Source organism: Parasphingomonas halimpatiens (assembly GCF_036663795.1).
GTDB lineage: Bacteria > Pseudomonadota > Alphaproteobacteria > Sphingomonadales > Sphingomonadaceae > Sphingomonas.
On the sequence record NZ_JAXOJP010000004.1, the window covers coordinates 65,525 to 82,771 of the forward strand.

Here is a 17,247-nt window from a genome sequence, read left to right on the forward strand (position 1 = left end):
GCGCTCGCCTCGCTGGCTCAGTCGCCGGGCGGGCCGAGATAGTCCGCGCCATAAACGGCGGCGCGGAAGTCGTGATGCAGCGTGCCGTCGAACGGCGTCACCTGGGCAAAGAACACCGCCGCGAGATCATTGGCCGGATCGACCCAGAACAAGGTCGATTCGGCCCCGTCCCAGAAGAACTCGCCGACCGCGCCGCGATTCTCGCGCGCGTCGTGCGGTCGCGCCGTCCGCACCGCAAAGTCCAGCCCGAAACCGACCGAGCCCTTGGTCGGCAGGAAGAAGCGTCGCACGATGCGCGGATCGAGCTGGTCGGTCGCCATCAGCCGCAGCGTCGAGGGTGCGAGGATGCGCACGCCGTTAAGCGTGCCATGCCCGACCAGCATGCGCGCGAAGCGCATATAGTCGTCGAGCGTTGAGGCGAGCCCCGCGCCGCCCATGGTCAGCCGGCGCGGCCCGAAATTGAGCGCCGCGTTGCGCTGGTCGGGGACGCGGACGAGCGCGCCGGCCTGTTTGGTATAACTTGCCGCGAGGCGCGCGCGCCGCGCCGGCGGCTGGGTCCAGCCGGTCTCGTGCATGCCGAGCGGATCGAGGATCGTGCGCCGGACATGTTCCTCGAACGGCGCGCCGCTGAATTGTTCGACCAGCCGCGCCTGGACATCGACCGCCGCGCTGTAGCTCCACTCGCTGCCGGGATCGAACAGCAGCGGGACGCGCGCGAGCTTGTCGATCGCCTCGGCCAGGCTGTTGTCCAGCGCCAGCGGGTCGATCGCGTGGAAGTCGGCATCGGCTGCGGTATCGCGCATGCCGTAGGGCAGGCCGGCGGTATGGCGCATCAGGTCGCGGATCGTCATCGGGCGCTTCGGTGCGCGCAGGATCGGTTTGCCGTCGGGTCCCTTGCCGGCAAGGACCGGGACCATGCCGAACGCCGGCATATAGTGCTCGAGCGGGTCGTCGAGTCCGAAGCGACCCTGCTCCCACAACTGCATCAGCGCGACGCCGGTGACCGGCTTGGTCATCGAATAGATCTGCACCAGCGTATCGCGTGCCATTGGCCGGCGCGCCTCGCGATCGGCATGGCCCGCTGCGCCGAAATAACGCTCGCTACCGTGCTGCCACAACAGCGCCGAAACGCCCGCCGCGCGGCTATCGGCGACCATGCGACGCAGTGCCGCGTCGATCCGCGACCGGTTGATGGCGAGCGATGTCGCGACCGGCCCGATGCGGCGGGCGCGCGCGGATGCCGGAAGTGCCGCCGTCAGCATGATGGCCGCGATAGCGTCGCGTCGATGCATCACGATCTCCTCTTCCCGTCGACGGGATGGTACCGGTGCAGCGTTACCTTGCCTAGAGCAGCGTGCCCCGAATCGGAATCAGCAGCGGCCAAGGACTTATGACAGGAACAGCTCCGCCGCCGCATCGATGATCGCCTCGGCATCGAGCCGATAGGTGCGGTAGAGGTCGGGCAGGTCGCCGGTCTGGCCGAACCGGTCGACGCCGAGTGGGCTGACCCGCATCCCGCGCACCCCGCCGAGCCACGACAGCGCGCCGGGCGAACCGTCGAGGATTGTGACGAGGCCGGCGCCGGGCGATAGCGCGGCAAGCAGATTCTCGACATGCGATGGCGCTGGCGGCGTGCCGGTCCAGCGCGCGGCGCGGCGGGCCGACCAGCCGCGGTGCAGCAGGTCGGGCGAGGTCACGTTGAGCAGGCCGAGTCCGGGGATATCGTCGAGCAGCTGGGCATGCGCATCGAGCACTTCAGGCGCGATCGCCCCGGTGAACACCAATGCCGCGTCGGTGCGTGCGCCGGGCTTGCGCAGCCAGTAACCGCCCTTGAGCGCACCGGCCTCCCAATCGTCATCGTCGCGCACGACTTGTGGTATCGAGCGCGTGCTGAGACGGAGATAGACCGAGCCGCCGTCATCGGCCTGGATATGTTCGAAGGCATGGCGCATCATCAGCGTCAGTTCGTCGGCCCAGCTCGGCTCGTAATAGGTCAGGCCGGGCTGCCCCATGCCGATCAGCGGGGTGTTGATCGACTGGTGCGCGCCGCCCTCGGCCGCAAGCGTCAGCCCCGAGGGCGTGCCGACGAGCAGGAAGCGCGCATCCTGGTAACAGGCATAGTTGAGCGCATCGAGGCCGCGCGCGATGAACGGATCATAGACCGTCCCGACCGGGATCAGCCGCGTGCCAAAATGCTGCGCGGCAAGGCCCAGCGACGCGAGCATCAGGAAGAAGTTGTTCTCGGCGATGCCCAGCTCGATATGCTGGCCGGCACCGCCGCCCGACCATTTCTGCGCCGACGGGATCTTCGCCGCGCGGAACACGTCCTTCAGTTCCTGGCGACGGAACAGCCCGCGCTGGTTGACGAAGCCGCCGAGATTGGTGGTCTGCGTCACGTCGGGCGCGGTGGTGACGATGCGGTCGCCGAGTTGCTCGCCCGACTTGGCCAGGTCGAGCAGGATGCGGCCGAACGCACTCTGGGTGGATTGTTCGTCGCCATCGGGCACCGCGAGGCGAGCGGGGACCGGCACCGCCGGCGCGCGCGGCTCCGGCGCCTTGCGCGCCAGCGCGCTACGCCCGACGAACGCCTTCAGATCGGCCGCGACATTGTCGCCGAGCCCGCCATAGGGTTCCCATTCGTCGCCCTCGGCGATCCCTAGGCTGGCGCGCAGCGCCGTGATCTGCGGCGGGTTCATCATGCCCGAATGGTTGTCCTTATGCCCGGCGAGCGGCAGGCCATAACCCTTGATGGTGTATGCGATGAACAGGGTCGGCCGATCGTCATTGGCGCTGTCGAACGCCTGGGTCAGCGTCTCCATGCAATGTCCGCCGAGATTGGTCATCAGCGCGGCGAGCGCGTCGTCGTCATGAGCATCGAGCAGCTTCGCGACATTGGGCTTGCCGCCGATATCGGCCATCAGGCGCGCGCGCCAGGCGGCGCCGCCCTGATAGGTCAGCACGGCATAATCGGCATTGGGGCAGTTATCGATCCAGTCCTCGAGCGTCTTGCCGCCGGGGCGCTTGAACGCCGCGCGCTGCAGCGCGCCGTGCTTCAGCGTCAGCACGCGCCAGCCGCACGTCTCGAAGATGTCGTCGAAGCGCCGGAACATGCGGTCGGCCGTGGTGTGGTCGAGCGACTGGCGATTGTAATCGACCACCCACCAGCAATTGCGCAGGTCGTGCTTGTAGCCCTCGATCAGGCACTCGTAGATATTGCCCTCGTCGAGTTCGGCATCGCCCATCAGCGCGATCATCCGCCCGGCATCTGCCTCGGCCAGCGCGCCATGCGCGATGAGATAGTCCTGTACCAGGCTCGAAAAGGCGGTGACCGCGACGCCGAGCCCGACCGACCCGGTCGAGAAGTCGACCGGGATCTTGTCCTTGGTGCGCGACGGATAGCTTTGCGCGCCGCCCAGCCCGCGAAAGCGCTGCAGCTGGTCGAGGCTCTGGCTGCCGAGCAGATAATGGATCGCGTGCAACACCGGCCCGGCATGCGGCTTGACCGCGACCTTGTCCTGCGGCCGCAGCGCATGGAAATAGAGCGCGGCCATGATCGCGGTCATCGAGGCACAGCTCGCCTGATGCCCGCCGACCTTCAGCCCGTCGCGCTTCTCGCGCAGATGGTTGGCATTGTGGATCGTCCAGGCCGACAGCCAGCGCAGCCGCGTGTCGAGCGCTTCCAGCGCGGCCAGCGTGTCGTGGCGGGAAGGGGTGGCGAGCGTGGTCATGGCGTGTCGTCCGCGGCAAGATCTATGGCGCCATCAGACACTCGCGCGGCGCAGGGTCAAGCCGAACAATGGCATGGCGCCATGACCCGGGCGCGCGGTCAGGCGGGCGGTTGCCCGAGCAGCGCGATGATCGTGTCGCTATCGACGACCTCGGCATATTTGGCCTGCAGGTCGAACAGGTTGGCGTCGTGCGGTGCCGGCGTGCGATCGGCGCAGGCGTCGCTGGCGACGAACGGGCGGAAGCCGTTCTGCAGCGCGTCGAGCGCCGAGGCGCGGACGCAGCCCGAGGTCGAATAACCGCACAGGATCGCCGTATCCACGCGCATGGTGTGGAGCGTCGCGGCGAGCGAGGTGCCGAAAAAGGCCGAGGCATATTGCTTGGTGACGACGATCTCGTCGGGCGCCGGGCCGAGTTCGGCCGGGAAAGCGCCGAGTGCCGAGCCCTGGTCGAACACGCGCAGCGCCGGCACCTTGCGGTAGAACAGCCCGCCATCCGCGCCGCCCTGCTGATAGACGACATTGGTGAAGATCACCGGCACGCCGCGCGCGCGCGCCGCCTCGACCAGCCGCGCGATGACCGGCAGCGCGGCGACGAAGGCCGGCGCGCAGAGCGGTGAGGTCGGATCGACATAGGCACGGACGACATCGATGACGATCAGCGCGGGACGCGCACCGAAGGCGAGGTGGCCATCGAACGGCTCGCCCGTCGCTTCGCTCATATGATGCCGGCTTCTGTCATGCGTTCGATTTCCTCGCGCGCGAGGCCGAGCGCACCATAGACCGCATCATTGTCGCGCCCCACCGTCGGCGAGGCCGGGCTGCGGATCGAGCCCGGCGTCTCCGACAGCTTGGGGAAGCAGTTCTGCATGTGCAGCGTGCCCCAGCGCTCGGTCTCGACCGGCACCAGTGCCTCGCGTGCCGCGAAATGCGGGTCGGCGAGCATCTCGGGCGCGCGGAATATGGTGCCCGCCGGCACCGAATGGTCGAGCATCGCCGCCTCGACCTCGGCGACGGTGCGCACGCGCGTCCAGTCGGCGATCAGGCCGTCGAGTTCCTCCTGGTGCGCGCCGCGCGCGATATGGTCGACATAGCGCGGGTTGCGCGCCAGTTCGGGCTGGCCCATCGCCTTGCACAGCCGCGCGAACACCGCATCCTGGTTGCCGCCGATCAGGAATTCGCCATCGGCGCAGGGGTAGACGTTGGACGGCGCGATCCCCGGCAGCACCGACCCCGAGCGCTCGCGGATATAGCCCGACACCTCATATTCGGGGACGAGGCTCTCCATCACCTGCAGTACGGCTTCGTACAGCGCACTGTCGACGACTTGCCCGCGCCCGGTGCGCTCGCGCGCATGCAGCGCGGCGAGCGCGCCCATGCAGCCATAGGTCGCCGCCAGGCTGTCGCCGATCGAGATGCCCATCCGGCTCGGCGGCCGGTCGGGGTCACCGACGATATAGCGCCAGCCGCCCATCGCCTCGCCGATCCCGCCGAAACCGGCGCGCTCGCTATAGGGGCCGGTCTGGCCATAGCCCGAGACGCGCACGATGATCAGCCGCGGGTTGATCGCGTGCAGCGCATCGGGGCCGAGGCCCCATTTCTCCATCGTGCCGGGCTTGAAATTCTCGATCAGGATATCGGCTGTCTCGGCGAGCTGGCGGACCAGCGCCTGGCCTTCGGGCACGCGCAGATTGGCCGAAACGGTCAGCTTGTTGCGCGCGACGACTTCCCACCACAATTTGTCCTCGCCGCGCCCCCATTGCCGCATCGGGTCGCCCGCGCCGGGCGGCTCGACCTTGATCACCTCGGCGCCCATGTCGCCGAGCAACTGCCCGCAAAACGGCCCGGCGATCAGCTGGCCGAGTTCGATCACGCGGATCCCGCGCAGCGCGCCCTTGTTCTCCGTCATCGGCTCAGGCCGCGACATGGTCGTGCTGCCACACCGGCTGGCGCGGCGCGGGCAGGCCGGTTTCGGCGAGACAGGTCGTGCGCAGCGTCGCGATGTCGGGGCCGAAGTCGAACAGCGCGTCGCTCGTCCCGCGCTCCTCCGCCATGCGCTGGCGCAGTGCCGCCGTGGCGGCGCCATCGGCGGTGCCGTCGCGCACCACCACGCCATAAGCGAGCGCGCCCGTCACGCTGACCAGTCCCTCGCGCACCTCGAGCGCGACGAGATCGGGGTCGCGCGCCAGCGGGTCGCCCCAGCCGCCGCCGCCCCAGGTGATGAAGTGCAGCTGGTCGCCGGCCGCGACCTCGACATCCTCGACCTTGTTGCCGACGACGCTGATCGTCCCGTCGGCGCGTTCGAGCAGCTTGCGCGCGCGCGCGCCGGGCTTGCCGCCGTTCACGCCCCAGGGGCGGGTGAACCAGCGATCGTCATGGATCGCGATCATGCCGGGTTCGAGGAAACGATAGGTCATGTGGATGCCGTTGCCGCCGCGGTGCAGCCCGGCGCCGCCTGAATCCGGCTCGGTCTCGTAGCGTTCGATACGCAGCGGGAAATAGCGCTCGAGAAACTCGTTGGGCACGTTGGTGAAGCCCGGCCACAGCGAGTGCCCGTCGGGCCCGTCGCCGAGCGGCCGGCCCGGGATGCCGCCAAAGCCGATCTGGAACAGCTGAAACCACGCGCCCTTGGCGTCGCGCCCCGAATAGAACAGGTGCGGCGACGACGAGAAGCCGGCGGCGTTGAGGAATTCGGGCGTCTTCTGGCCGAGCAGCCCGCCGAGAATGTCGAAGATCCGGCCCAGCGCGTGCGTCCGGCCCGACAGCGCGGCGGGGAATTTCGGCTTGAGCAGCGAGCCTTCGGGGATGCGCACGTCGATCAGGTCGTAGAAGCCGTCGTTGAACAGGATCTGGGGATCGAACACCATGATCATGTAGATGCCGAAGAACATGCGGAACATGTTTTCGTTGAGGAAGAAATTGATCGAGGCGTGCGATTGCGGGTCGGTGCCGGCGAAATCGAGGATCACGCGCTCGCCCTCGCGCCACATCGTGCACTTGATCTTGTACGGGCCATAGCCGAGCCCGTCGTCGCACAGATAATCCTCGAAGCTCACCGGCGCCTCGCCGATTGAGCTGGCGATCAGCTGCTTCATCGCGCGGTGGTTGCGCGCCAGCAATTCGCCGGTCGCCGCGACATAGAGGTCGTCGCCGAAGCGGCCGGCCATCTCGACCACGCGCCGCGCGGCGACGCGGCACGAGGCGACCAGCGCGTTGAGATCGGCGGTGCACCAGTCGGGCTTGCGCGTCTGGCACATGATCAGCCGGATCAGGTCGGTATTGTGCACGCCCGCGGCATAGAGCTTGACCGGCGGGATGCGCACGCCCTCCTCGAAGATCGAGCGCGCGGTGATTGGCATGCTGCCGGCGACCTTGCCGCCGATGTCGCTCTGATGGCCGAACATCGCGGTATAGGCGATCAGCCGGCCGTTCTTGAACACCGGCAACAGCACCAGCCAGTCGTTCGAATGGCTGATCGCGCCGCCGACCGAATAGGGATCGGACATCAGGAACATGTCACCCTCCTCGACGGTGCCGTGATAGCCGTCGAGAAAACCGCCGATGAACGAGCCGAACTGGCCGACGATCATGCGGCCCTGATGGTCGGCGATCAACGGGAAGGCGTCGCCCTGCTCGCGGATGCCGGGTGACATGGCCGTGCGCACCAGCGTCGCATCCATCTCGACACGCGCATTGCGCAGCGCGTTCTCGATAATGTCGAGCGTGACTGGGTCGACCGGGGTGGGGGCGAAGGGCTGGGGATTGGTCTCGACGATGGTCGCGGGCATGGTCGCTGCTCCTCAGGCCGGGTTGATCATGATGTTGCCGACCGCATCGACGACCGCGACGTGGCGGGTCTCGATCAGCGTGGTCGAATCCATTTCGATGACGATGGCGGGACCGGTGATGCGATCCCCGGCGCGCAGCTTCGCGCGGTCGTAGATCACCGCCGCCTGCTCGGCGCCGTCCATCCACAGCACATGGTCGCGCAGCTTGGCGGCGGACGGGTCGCCATTGCCCTCGGCCAGCCGCGCGGCGGGCAGGTCGAGCGCCTGGCCGAGCGCGACGGCGCGCAGGTTCACGATCTCGTGCGCGCTCTCCATGTTGAAGGTGAACAGCCGCAGATGCTCGGCGTCGAAGCGGCTGGTCAGCCCGGCGATGCCGTCGCGGCGCAGCACCTCGGGGTCGATCGTCAGCGCGACCTCGAACGCCTGGCCTTCATAGCGCAGGTCGATCTCGAACAGGCTGGTGATGTCGCTGTCGGCGATGCCGTCGGCGGCGAGCTCGCCGCGCGTCTGCGTCGCCATCTCGTCGAGGATTGCGTGGAGCTGCGCCTCGTCGGTATTGCGCGCCAGCCGCGAGAAGGAGCGCGCGGTCTCGGTGCGCATCCGCGTCGTCGCGTCGCCCAGCGCGCACAGCACGCCCGGCGAGACCGGCGAGACCGCCGGATAGCTGCCCATCAGCCGCGCGACCGCATTGACGTGGAGCGGCCCGGCGCCGCCAAAGCCCATCAGCGCGAAGTCGCGCGGATCATAACCCTGCTGCACCGAGATCATGCGCAACGCGCCGAACATGTTCTCGTTGACGATGTCGATGATGCCGCGCGCCGCCTCCATCAAGCCGATGCCCAGCGCGTCGGCGATGGTCTGTACCGCGGCCTGCGCCGCCGGCCGGTCGAGCTTGAAGGTGCCGCCGAGCAGGTTCTCGGGAAGGTAACCGAGCACGACATTGGCATCGGTCACGGTCGGGGCGGTGCCGCCCTTGCCATAGGCCGCCGGCCCCGGCACCGCACCGGCGCTCTGCGGCCCGACGCGCAGCGCCCGGGTCAGCTCGGGGACATAGGCGATCGACCCGCCGCCCGCACCAACGGTCTTGACGTCGAGCGACGACGCGCGGACCGACAGATGGCCGACCTCGGTGGTGCGCACGCGGCGCGGCTCGCCATGCTCGATCAGCGCGACATCGGTCGAGGTCCCGCCGACATCGAGCGTCAGGATATTGTCCAGCCCGGCATTCTTCGCGACCCACAAGGCGCCGGTCACGCCGCCGGCCGGGCCCGACATCAGCAGCGAGACGGGATGCTCCTCGGCCTTTTCGGATGACATCAACCCGCCGTCGGAACGCAGCAGCGCGATCTTGCCGGCCATGCCGGTGTCGCGCAGCTTGCTGCGCAGGCTGCGGACATAACGCCCGACCACCGGGCGCACCGCGGCGTTGGCGACGGTGGTCAGCGTGCGCTCATATTCCTGCATTTCGGGCAGCACGACATGGCTCAGCGACACGGGCACGTCGGGCATGATCTCGGCGGCGAGCGCGCCGATCCGCGTCTCGTGGTCGCCGTTCACATAGCTGTTGATCAGCGCGATCGTGACGGTCTCGACGCCGCGCGCCTTGAGCGCTTCGAGTGCGGCGCGTGCGCCGGCCTCGTCGAGTGGGCGCACCTCGCTGCCGTCCGCCGCCATGCGACCGCCGACCGCGATGGTGTCCTCCAGCGCGGCGAGCGGCTTGGGCTTGGGCCAGATGATCCAGCCCGCCAGGCCGCCCGGGACGAAGCTGCGCGCGATCTGCATCACGTCGCGATAACCCTCGGTAACGATCAGCCCGACGCGCGCGCCCTTGCCCTCGAGCACGGCGTTGGTCGCGACCGTGGTGCCGTGGAGGAAGATCTCGATCCCGGCCGGATCGACCGCGGCATCGGCGCAGATCGCGGCGACGCCCGTCAGGATGCCGATCGAACTGTCGGCCGGGGTGGAGGGCGTCTTGTGGCGCCAGAAGCGGCCCGATGCCGCGTCGAGCAGCAGGAGGTCGGTGAACGTGCCGCCGACATCGACGCCGAGACGATAGCTCATACGCTGCGCTTGCTCCTGTAAAGCCGTTGTCATGCCGGTTTCGGAAAGCCGCCCGTGCGGGCGAGCCGTCCGGGCAAGGGCTTGCCCATGATGCCCGAAAGCCAGTTGCTGGCACCGATCACCGCGTCGAGGTCGAGCCCCGTCGCGACGCCCGATCGCTCCAGCATGTAGACCGTGTCCTCGGTCGCGACGTTGCCCGCCGCGCCCGGTGCGAAGGGACAGCCGCCAAGCCCGCCCAGCGCGGCGTCGATCGTCGCGGCGCCGGCCTCGACCGCCGCCCAGACATTGGCGATGCCGGTGTTGCGGGTATCGTGGAGATGGACGCGCACCGGCAGCGGCGCGATCGCCGCCGCGACGCGTGCGACGAGCGACGATACCTGTGCCGGCACCGCGACGCCGATCGTGTCGGCCAGCGCGATCTCGACCATGCCGGCCTCGGCCATCCTGACGGCCATCGCGACGACATGGTCCGGGTCGACCTCGCCCTCGAACGGGCAGCCGAACGAACTGGCAATGGTTGCCTGTGCGGTGCGGCCCGCGGCGTGCGCCAGCGCGGCGATGCGTATCGCGACCGCCACCGATTCGTCGCTGGTCTGGCCCTGGTTGCGCATCGCGAAGCTGTCGGTCGACACCGTAACCGCGCCGAGCTGGTCGATCCGCGTCGCCAGCGCGCGCTCCGCGCCGCGTTCGTTGAGCACCAGGCCGATCCATGTGGCGTCGTCGCGCTCGGGCAGTGCTGCGACGACCGCCTCGGCATCGGCCATTTGCGGCACGCGCCGCGGATTGACGAAGCTCGCCACCTCGATGCGGCGGATGCCATAGGCCAGCGCGCGCGCGACCAGCGCGACCTTGTCGGCGGTCGCGACATGGATCGACTCGTTCTGCAGGCCATCACGCGGACCCACCTCGACGATTTCGACACTGCGTTGCACCACGACCCTCCGCCAGATTGTATACAACTTAGCGACTGGATGGTCGCGCGGTCAAGGCACGCGCTTGTCGCGCGGCGTGGCGGTCAGCGCGTCGCTATAGACGTGGAAGGCGCGGCGAATGTGCCCGATCATCACCGCCTTGGCCCATTCGGGGTCGCGGTGCCGGAAAGCAACGACCAGTTCCTCATGCTCCGCGACCGAGCGTTCGAGCTGGGCGCGATCATAGCGCCGCGCGGTGCGCAGCACGACCGGCTGTTCGACGATCGAGGCGAGCAAACGGGTCAATCGCTCCGACCCCGCGGCATCGGTGACGATCGCGTGGAATCCGCGATTATGGTCGATAAACAAGGCGACATCAGGCGTTTCACCGGCGATTGTCGCGCGGATCGCGAGGTTGTGCTCGGTCAGCGCGGCAAGCTGGTCGGGCTTGATCCGTTCGGTCGCGCGCGCCGCGGCATGGCCCTCGAGCATCGCGCGCAGCGCGAAGGATTCGGCAATGTCGTCGAGCGACAGCGTCGCGACGAAGCTGCGCTGCGAATCGCTGCGCTGGATGAGATGTTCCGCCTCGAGCTTGCGCAGCGCCTCGCGCACCGGGGTGCGCGACACGCCGCAGGCGTCGGCCAGCGCTTCCTCGCGCAACTGCTCGCCCGGCGGCATCGTTCCGGCGAGAATCTCGCCGCGAATGAACTGGTAAGCGCGATCGGCGGCCTTCGACATGTCTGATGTTTCTCCTGCGTCACGATAACGGTTGACGAGTCGCTTTGTATACAGCAGATTTGTATACAATAATCACGATGGTGGCCGCCGCGCGGTCAACCAAAGGGGGAAATGGCATGAGCGTCAAGAATATCGCCTGGCTTCTGTGCGGCGCCGCCACCGCCGCCATCACCGCACTTCCCGCAGGCGCGCAAACCGCGCCGGCGGCGGACACCACCGCGCAGGCGCCGGCCGACACCGGCGAGATCGTCGTCACCGCGCGGCGCACCAGTGAGAAGCTGTCGCAGGTTCCCGCCTCGATCACTGCGTTCAACGCCGAATCGATCGAAAAGGCCGACATCCACCGCGCGACCGACTTCACCAAGTTGACCCCGGGCGTCAGCATCGTCTCGGCGACCGCCGAGGCCGGCGACAACCAGATCAACATCCGCGGCCTCAACGGCGCGCGCGACGCCGAGAGCTCGGTCGCGCTGGTGGTCGACGGCATCCTCAAGACCAATACTGCGGTGCTCAACCAGGACCAGGGCACGCTGCGCCAGATCGAGGTGCTGAAAGGCCCGCAGGGCGCGCTCTACGGCCGCAACGCCGCCGCCGGCGCGATCGTCATGCAGACGATGAAGCCGGGGGATCATCTCGAAGGCGGCTTCACCGGCAGCTATGGCAGCCAGAAGACCGGCGCGTTCAACGCCTATGTCGCCGGGCCGCTCGCGCCGGGCATCGGCTTCGTCCTGTCGGGCAATTACGATCGCACCAACGGTTTCTACCGCAACATCTATCTCAACAACTACACGATCGACAATCATGAGGAATGGGCGGTCAATGGCCGTATCGTCGCGGCGCTGGGCGACGCCACCGAAATCGACGCCAAGCTGCGCTACGGCGAATATCACGGCGCCTCGATCAACTTCAATTCGGTGTTCCATCTGCCGGCGTTCGGCGGCGCCTTCTACGAGAACGTCAACGCCCACCCGTTCAACTATTATTCGAACATCGTGCCGACCAACGACCAGAAGACGCTGGAAGGGTCATTCAAGCTCGATCACGAGTTCGACGGGGTCAAGCTCACCGCCTGGGCGCTGTACAGCAACGTCAAGAACGATCTGACCGCCGATGGCACCTCGGCCGATTTCGCGCGCTATATCTCGGCGGCGAACCCGGCGGCGGCGTCGGTGGTCAATGCCTGCTTCGCCTCGACCGCCAAGCTCACCGGCTTCAAGACCAACCCGCCGACCTTCATCGGCCAGATCCCGGTGCCGTTCATCTTCGTGCCCGCCACCGGCTCGACCTTCGGTGCCTATTCGCCGACGACCTGCGACGGCACGCAGTACCAGGTCCGCAACCAGAAGGATTTCAGTACCGAGATCCGCCTCGCCTCGACCGGCGCCGGGCCGATCAGCTGGCAGGTCGGCGGCTATTATCTGCATATCGATCGTTTTACCGCGGTCAGCCTCGGCGGCGACACCGGCGCGGGGGTGACGCACCAGATCTACAACGCGCCCAACTCGTCCAACCCGACCTCGCAGTTGTTCGCCGACAAGTTCCGCACCAACGTCTTTGCCGGTTTCGGGTCGGTCGACTGGAAGCCGACCCCGGCGATCGATCTCACGGTCGCGCTGCGCTATGACGTCGAAGAGCGCCACGTCGACAACCAGGTCCCGGTGGCGACCGACCCGTTCACCGGCGGGCCGATCAACCCCGGCCAGGTCGGCGGCGCGATCCCGTCGAAGAGCCGTACCTTCAAGCAGCTCGAACCCAAGATCAGCGCGCGCTGGACGATCGCGGAGAACACCAACCTGTTCGCCAACTGGGGCGTCGGCTTCAAGTCGGGCGGGTTCAACAACCAGGGCTCGGCGGCGATCGTCAACCAGAACTTCAACGTCGCGCCGATCAATGCCGGCGTGCTGATCACCGACGATTTCCGCAAGGAACGGTCGAGCGCGTACGAGGTCGGCATCAAGGGCAAGCTCGGCCCGATCAACTATAATCTCGCCGGTTATTATACCCAAGTCCGCGACATGCAGTTCTTCGAATTCTTCGTCGGCAGCTTCGGCCTGCTGCGCGTCGTGTCGAACATCGACCGGGTCGATCTCAAGGGCGTCGAGTTCAACACCGACGTCCGGCTGGTGCAGGGCTGGACGCTGTTCGGCGGCTTCAACTACACCGATTCCAAGATCAAGAAGAACAGCTCGCGCCCCGACACGGTCGGCAACAAGTCGCCCTACACGCCGGAATATACCATCAACCTCGGGTCGCAGCAGGAATTCCCCGTCGCCAACGGCATCAACCTGCTGTTCCGTGCCAATTACCGCATCACCGGCCCGACCTGGTTCCATACCGTGCAGAACCAGACCAAGGCGACGATCTTCAGCGCGCTGCTGCCGATTTCCGCGCTCGGCCTGCCGGCCTTTGTCGGCAATGCCGATTACAGCGTCACGCGGCGCGATGCCTTCGGCGTGCTCGACCTGCGGCTCGGGCTCGAGGGGCATAACTGGAAGGCGGCTGTGTTCGCCAACAATGCGCTCGACAAGCGCTACCTCAACGAGGTGATCCCGGCGATCGAGTTCGGCGGGTCGTTCAACTCGCCGGGTGCACGGCGCGCCTACGGGCTGGAAATCGGCTACAAGTTCTGACCGGCGCGGCGATCGGGTCCGCCCGGTCGCCGCACCTCCCGCCTGCGGGGGCTCAGGCGCCCCAGTCGCGCATCGCAGCGATCACCGCCGCCGGATTTTCCCACGGCACGAAATGCCCGGCATCGACCTTGTCGATCCGCACACCGGGGACCAGCGCGTCGAGACCGTCGAGCTGGCTCGGCAGCAGCGCCGCGTCGCCCAGCCCCCAGATGACCAAAGTCGGCACGTGCAGCGCGGGGAAGGGCGCGTCGAGAAAGGCCGGGCGCGCCGGCGCCTCGTCCATCGCCGGCACCTGGATCGCGCTCGCGCGGTACCAGTTGAGCATCGCGGTCATCGCGCCGGGCTGGCCCCATTGTTCGAGATAGACCGGCTTTTCGTCGGCGATCTTGGAGAAGTCGGTGTGGCGCAGGAAGCTGCCGTCGAAGAAGCTCGACAGGCCGATCTCCGCGATATGCTTTTCGAGATCGGGGTTGCGGAAGGCACGGATATACTGGCTCGCCTCGCGCTGCGCGGGGTCGTCGAACATCGTTTTCTGGAAGATGAACGGGTGCGGCGCGTTGATGATGACGAGCTTGCGCACGCGGTTGGGGTGCTGCAGCGCCGCCATCCACGCCACCGCGCCGCCCCAGTCATGCCCGACCAGCGTGAAGCGGTTGATGTCGAAATGGTCGGCCAGCGCGAGCAGGTCGCCGACGATCTTGTCGGGGGTGTAGTTCGCCACGCCTTCGGGCTTTGACGACTTCGCATAACCGCGCTGGTCGGGCGCGAGCACGAAATGATCCTTCGCCAGATCGGGAATGATGTGCCGCCAGGTGCGGTGCGATTCGGGAAAGCCGTGGAGCAGGATGATTGGCGGATTGGCCGGGTCGCCCGCGACGGCGACGTCGAGCGTGACGCCGGTGGGCAGGGCGATCGGTTCCAGCGTGAAGGCGTTCATTTCTACTCCCCTCCCGCTCGCGGGAGGGGTCGGGGGTGGGCTCCCGTTCTCCCCCGGCGGTATCGCTCGCAGTTGGCGGGCGCCCACCCCTAACCCCTCCCGCGAGCGGGAGGGGAACAATTTTTACGGATAACTCACCGTCAGCGGCACCTCGGGCAGCGGGATGAACTCCTTGTCGTCGCCCGGCACGGTCGGGAACGCGCCCGCCTTCCACGCGCGCTTGGCTTCCTGGATGCGCTCGCGGCGCGACGACACGAAGTTCCACCAGACATGGCGCGGCGTGGTGAAGGCGTCGCCGCCGCACAGCATCGCGCGGCCGCCCTTGCCCGATGTCAGCGAGGTCGCGACGCCGGGCTTGAGCACATAGAGCGTGTGCAGTTCGAGCGGCACGCCGTCGAGCGTCGCCTCGCCGATCGCGAGATACACCGCGCGCTCCTCGGCCGCCGCGTCGATCGGCACGCTGGCGCCGGGGTCGAGCACGATGTCGGCATAGATCGTCCCGGCATAGGTCGTGGTCGGCGCGGTCGCGCCCCACAGCCTGCCCATGATGATCCGCGCGCGCGCACCATGCGCTTCGATCACCGGCAGGTCGGCGCGCGCGACATGCTCGAACGCCGGGTCCATTTCCTCGTCCGCTTCGGGCAAGGCGAGCCAGGTCTGGATGCCCGACAGATCGGGGCCCTGCGCGCGCTGGCTGGACGGCGAGCGCTCGGAATGGACGATGCCGTGGCCGGCGGTCATCAAATTGACCGCGCCGGGCTCGATCGTCGCCAGTGTGCCGAGCGAATCGCGATGGTCGATCGCGCCCTCGAACAGATAGGTGACGGTGGCGAGGTTGATATGCGGGTGCGGCCGCACGTCGATCCCGGCCCCGACCGCGAGATGCGCCGGTCCCATCTGGTCGAAGAACAGGAACGGCCCGACCATCGTGCGCGGTTTCGAGGGCAGGGTGCGATGGACCTTGAACCCGCCGAGATCGTGGGTCGACGGGGTGAGGGTCTGCAGCACGACGTCGTCAGGCATATTCGGCCTCCGCCAGCGCGAGGATGTCGACGATATCCTCGGGAAAGATCAGTTCGGGCCAGCCGCCCAGCTCGCCGCGGTCGAACCAGCGATGCGTCTGCATCACGCGGCGTTCGAGTTCGGTATGCGCGCTGGTGTCGAGATCGAATCCCGCGGTGCGGACGAGGAAATAGCGCTCGTCGGCGATCACCCGCACATCCTCCAGCGTGGTGAAGCGCACGGTGCGGGCATGGACCTCCGCGCCGCAATCCCGGTCGAGCCCGGTCTCCTCGCGCAGCTCGCGCCGCGCCGCGGCTTCGAAGCTTTCGCCGGGGTCGACCGCGCCGCCCGGCGTCGCCCAGAAGGGCGGGCGGTCGCCGGCGGTGAAGCGGAACAGCAGCACGCGGTTCCGCTCGTCGACCAGCAGGATCCGCGCCGCCGGGCGCTGCGCCCGCGTCATGCCGCGTCGAGCTCGGGATAATGGCGGAAGATGCCTTCCTCATTGAAGCCGAGCCGGCGGTCGCTGGCGAGATAGTCGATGAGCCCCGGCAGCAAACCGACGCGGTCGTGCAGCGCGATGACGCCGGGATAGTCGCGCTCGATCGCCGCCATGCGCTGCGGGAACATGTAGCGCAGCCCCGCGACGATCTGGAACAGCGAGGTATCGGCATGGCTCCAGTCCGCGCCGGCCAGCCAGTCGCCGTCATGCGCCGTCGTTGCCGCCTCGAAATAACCGAGGAATTTGGGCATGCGCTCCTCGCGGAACTGCCGGGCGGCGCGGGCTGCCTCGGGCTTCTGGTCCTCATAATAATCCGACCCGCCGACCGGGTGGTGCACATTATGCACCTCGGCAACCATGTCGGTCACGGTCAGCTGCAGCTGGTTGACCCAGTAACGCCCCGCCGGGTCGGACGGCGCGAGGCCATGCTTGTCGCCGAGATAGAGCAGGATGTTGGCGACCTGCGCGATCGTCCCGCCTTCGGCCTCGATATAGGGCGGCGCAAAGGGGCCCGTGGCACCGCGCGCCTTCATGTCGGCGATCATCGCGCCCGCGCCGACATTGCGCGCGCAATCCTCGTACGCGATGCCCGCCGCCTCGAGCGCCAGGCGGACGAACTCGCCGCGCCCCTGGATCGTCGGCCAATACCATAAATGATAGGGCATCATGCCTCTCCCGGTGCCGTCGCGCGGATCGACAGCGCGTGGATGCGCGTCGCGAGCAGGTCGGCCAGCGCCTTGTTGACCAGCCGCTGCCGCCGGACGCGGTTGATGCCGGCGAACGCCGCGCTCTCCACGGTCACCGCGAAATGCGATTCGCCCGTGCCCGGGTCGCCGCCATGCCCGGCATGGAGGTGGCTCTCGTTGATCACCTCCAGCCGCGACGGGGCGAGCGCCGCGTTGAGGCGAGCGGTGATGATATCGGCGAGCGGGGCGGTGGCGGGGAGCGTCATCGCG

The 17,247-nt window shown here is 67.9% G+C and carries 14 protein-coding genes; 1 reads left to right on the forward strand and 13 read right to left on the reverse strand.

Annotated features, from left to right (window positions below):
* Window positions 1-17: 17 nt before the first annotated feature.
* From U1839_RS05660 to U1839_RS05695, 8 genes are all read right to left on the reverse strand, one after another.
* Entirely contained in the window at window positions 18-1,292 is a 1,275-nt protein-coding gene (locus U1839_RS05660; RefSeq protein ID WP_332802688.1) for a serine hydrolase domain-containing protein, read from the reverse strand.
* A gap of 96 nt (window positions 1,293-1,388) precedes the next feature.
* Window positions 1,389-3,728: a thiamine pyrophosphate-binding protein gene (locus U1839_RS05665; protein ID WP_332802689.1), complete on the reverse strand. Its 2,340-nt coding sequence runs from the start codon at window positions 3,726-3,728 to the stop codon at window positions 1,389-1,391.
* 98 nt (window positions 3,729-3,826) lie between these two features.
* Window positions 3,827-4,447: an isochorismatase family protein gene (locus U1839_RS05670; RefSeq protein ID WP_332802690.1), complete on the reverse strand. Its 621-nt coding sequence runs from the start codon at window positions 4,445-4,447 to the stop codon at window positions 3,827-3,829.
* Window positions 4,444-5,634, reverse strand: coding sequence for a CaiB/BaiF CoA transferase family protein (locus tag U1839_RS05675; protein ID WP_332802691.1), 1,191 nt, complete (start codon window positions 5,632-5,634; stop codon window positions 4,444-4,446). Before U1839_RS05675 ends, U1839_RS05670 begins: the two co-directional genes overlap by 4 nt.
* Window positions 5,635-5,638: 4 nt before the next feature.
* Window positions 5,639-7,513 (reverse strand): hydantoinase B/oxoprolinase family protein, encoded by a 1,875-nt coding sequence (locus tag U1839_RS05680; protein WP_332802692.1) that lies wholly within the window; start codon window positions 7,511-7,513, stop codon window positions 5,639-5,641.
* Between the two features lie 12 nt (window positions 7,514-7,525).
* Window positions 7,526-9,574: a hydantoinase/oxoprolinase family protein gene (locus tag U1839_RS05685; protein WP_332802879.1), complete on the reverse strand. Its 2,049-nt coding sequence runs from the start codon at window positions 9,572-9,574 to the stop codon at window positions 7,526-7,528.
* 29 nt (window positions 9,575-9,603) lie between these two features.
* Window positions 9,604-10,506, reverse strand: a complete 903-nt coding sequence (locus tag U1839_RS05690; RefSeq protein WP_443030574.1) for a hydroxymethylglutaryl-CoA lyase — start codon at window positions 10,504-10,506, stop codon at window positions 9,604-9,606.
* A gap of 51 nt (window positions 10,507-10,557) precedes the next feature.
* Window positions 10,558-11,223: a GntR family transcriptional regulator gene (locus U1839_RS05695; RefSeq protein WP_332802694.1), complete on the reverse strand. Its 666-nt coding sequence runs from the start codon at window positions 11,221-11,223 to the stop codon at window positions 10,558-10,560.
* Window positions 11,224-11,339: 116 nt separating this feature from the next.
* Between U1839_RS05695 and U1839_RS05700 the strand changes: the two genes are divergently transcribed.
* Window positions 11,340-13,853 (forward strand): TonB-dependent receptor, encoded by a 2,514-nt coding sequence (locus U1839_RS05700; RefSeq protein WP_332802695.1) that lies wholly within the window; start codon window positions 11,340-11,342, stop codon window positions 13,851-13,853.
* A gap of 52 nt (window positions 13,854-13,905) precedes the next feature.
* Here U1839_RS05700 and U1839_RS05705 read toward each other — a convergent pair whose 3' ends face one another.
* From U1839_RS05705 to U1839_RS05725, 5 genes are all read right to left on the reverse strand, one after another.
* A complete protein-coding gene (locus U1839_RS05705; RefSeq protein ID WP_332802696.1) occupies window positions 13,906-14,790 on the reverse strand; it encodes an alpha/beta fold hydrolase in 885 nt (294 codons plus the stop codon).
* Window positions 14,791-14,913: 123 nt separating this feature from the next.
* Window positions 14,914-15,813 carry a pirin family protein gene (locus U1839_RS05710; protein WP_332802697.1) on the reverse strand — a complete coding sequence of 300 codons (900 nt, stop codon included), beginning with the start codon at window positions 15,811-15,813 and terminating at the stop codon, window positions 14,914-14,916.
* Window positions 15,806-16,252, reverse strand: coding sequence for an NUDIX hydrolase (locus U1839_RS05715; protein WP_332802698.1), 447 nt, complete (start codon window positions 16,250-16,252; stop codon window positions 15,806-15,808). The genes U1839_RS05710 and U1839_RS05715 overlap by 8 nt, the downstream gene beginning before the upstream one ends.
* The gene (locus U1839_RS05720; protein ID WP_332802880.1) at window positions 16,249-16,956 is read right to left on the reverse strand and encodes a glutathione S-transferase; all 708 of its coding nucleotides are present in this window, start codon (window positions 16,954-16,956) and stop codon (window positions 16,249-16,251) included. The genes U1839_RS05715 and U1839_RS05720 overlap by 4 nt, the downstream gene beginning before the upstream one ends.
* Window positions 16,956-17,243 carry a BolA family protein gene (locus tag U1839_RS05725; RefSeq protein ID WP_332802699.1) on the reverse strand — a complete coding sequence of 96 codons (288 nt, stop codon included), beginning with the start codon at window positions 17,241-17,243 and terminating at the stop codon, window positions 16,956-16,958. The genes U1839_RS05720 and U1839_RS05725 overlap by 1 nt, the downstream gene beginning before the upstream one ends.
* Window positions 17,244-17,247 lie beyond the last annotated feature (4 nt).

Coding starts and splice junctions, on each gene's coding strand:
- U1839_RS05680 (WP_332802692.1), bottom strand. CDS start 7,513: ATGCCCGCGACCATCGTCGAGACCAATCCCCAGCCCTTCGCCCCCACC.
- U1839_RS05695 (WP_332802694.1), bottom strand. CDS start 11,223: ATGTCGAAGGCCGCCGATCGCGCTTACCAGTTCATTCGCGGCGAGATT.
- U1839_RS05685 (WP_332802879.1), bottom strand. CDS start 9,574: ATGAGCTATCGTCTCGGCGTCGATGTCGGCGGCACGTTCACCGACCTC.
- U1839_RS05670 (WP_332802690.1), bottom strand. CDS start 4,447: ATGAGCGAAGCGACGGGCGAGCCGTTCGATGGCCACCTCGCCTTCGGT.
- U1839_RS05720 (WP_332802880.1), bottom strand. CDS start 16,956: ATGCCCTATCATTTATGGTATTGGCCGACGATCCAGGGGCGCGGCGAG.
- U1839_RS05725 (WP_332802699.1), bottom strand. CDS start 17,243: ATGACGCTCCCCGCCACCGCCCCGCTCGCCGATATCATCACCGCTCGC.
- U1839_RS05715 (WP_332802698.1), bottom strand. CDS start 16,252: ATGACGCGGGCGCAGCGCCCGGCGGCGCGGATCCTGCTGGTCGACGAG.
- U1839_RS05675 (WP_332802691.1), bottom strand. CDS start 5,634: ATGACGGAGAACAAGGGCGCGCTGCGCGGGATCCGCGTGATCGAACTC.
- U1839_RS05665 (WP_332802689.1), bottom strand. CDS start 3,728: ATGACCACGCTCGCCACCCCTTCCCGCCACGACACGCTGGCCGCGCTG.
- U1839_RS05710 (WP_332802697.1), bottom strand. CDS start 15,813: ATGCCTGACGACGTCGTGCTGCAGACCCTCACCCCGTCGACCCACGAT.
- U1839_RS05705 (WP_332802696.1), bottom strand. CDS start 14,790: ATGAACGCCTTCACGCTGGAACCGATCGCCCTGCCCACCGGCGTCACG.
- U1839_RS05660 (WP_332802688.1), bottom strand. CDS start 1,292: ATGCATCGACGCGACGCTATCGCGGCCATCATGCTGACGGCGGCACTT.
- U1839_RS05700 (WP_332802695.1), top strand. CDS start 11,340: ATGAGCGTCAAGAATATCGCCTGGCTTCTGTGCGGCGCCGCCACCGCC.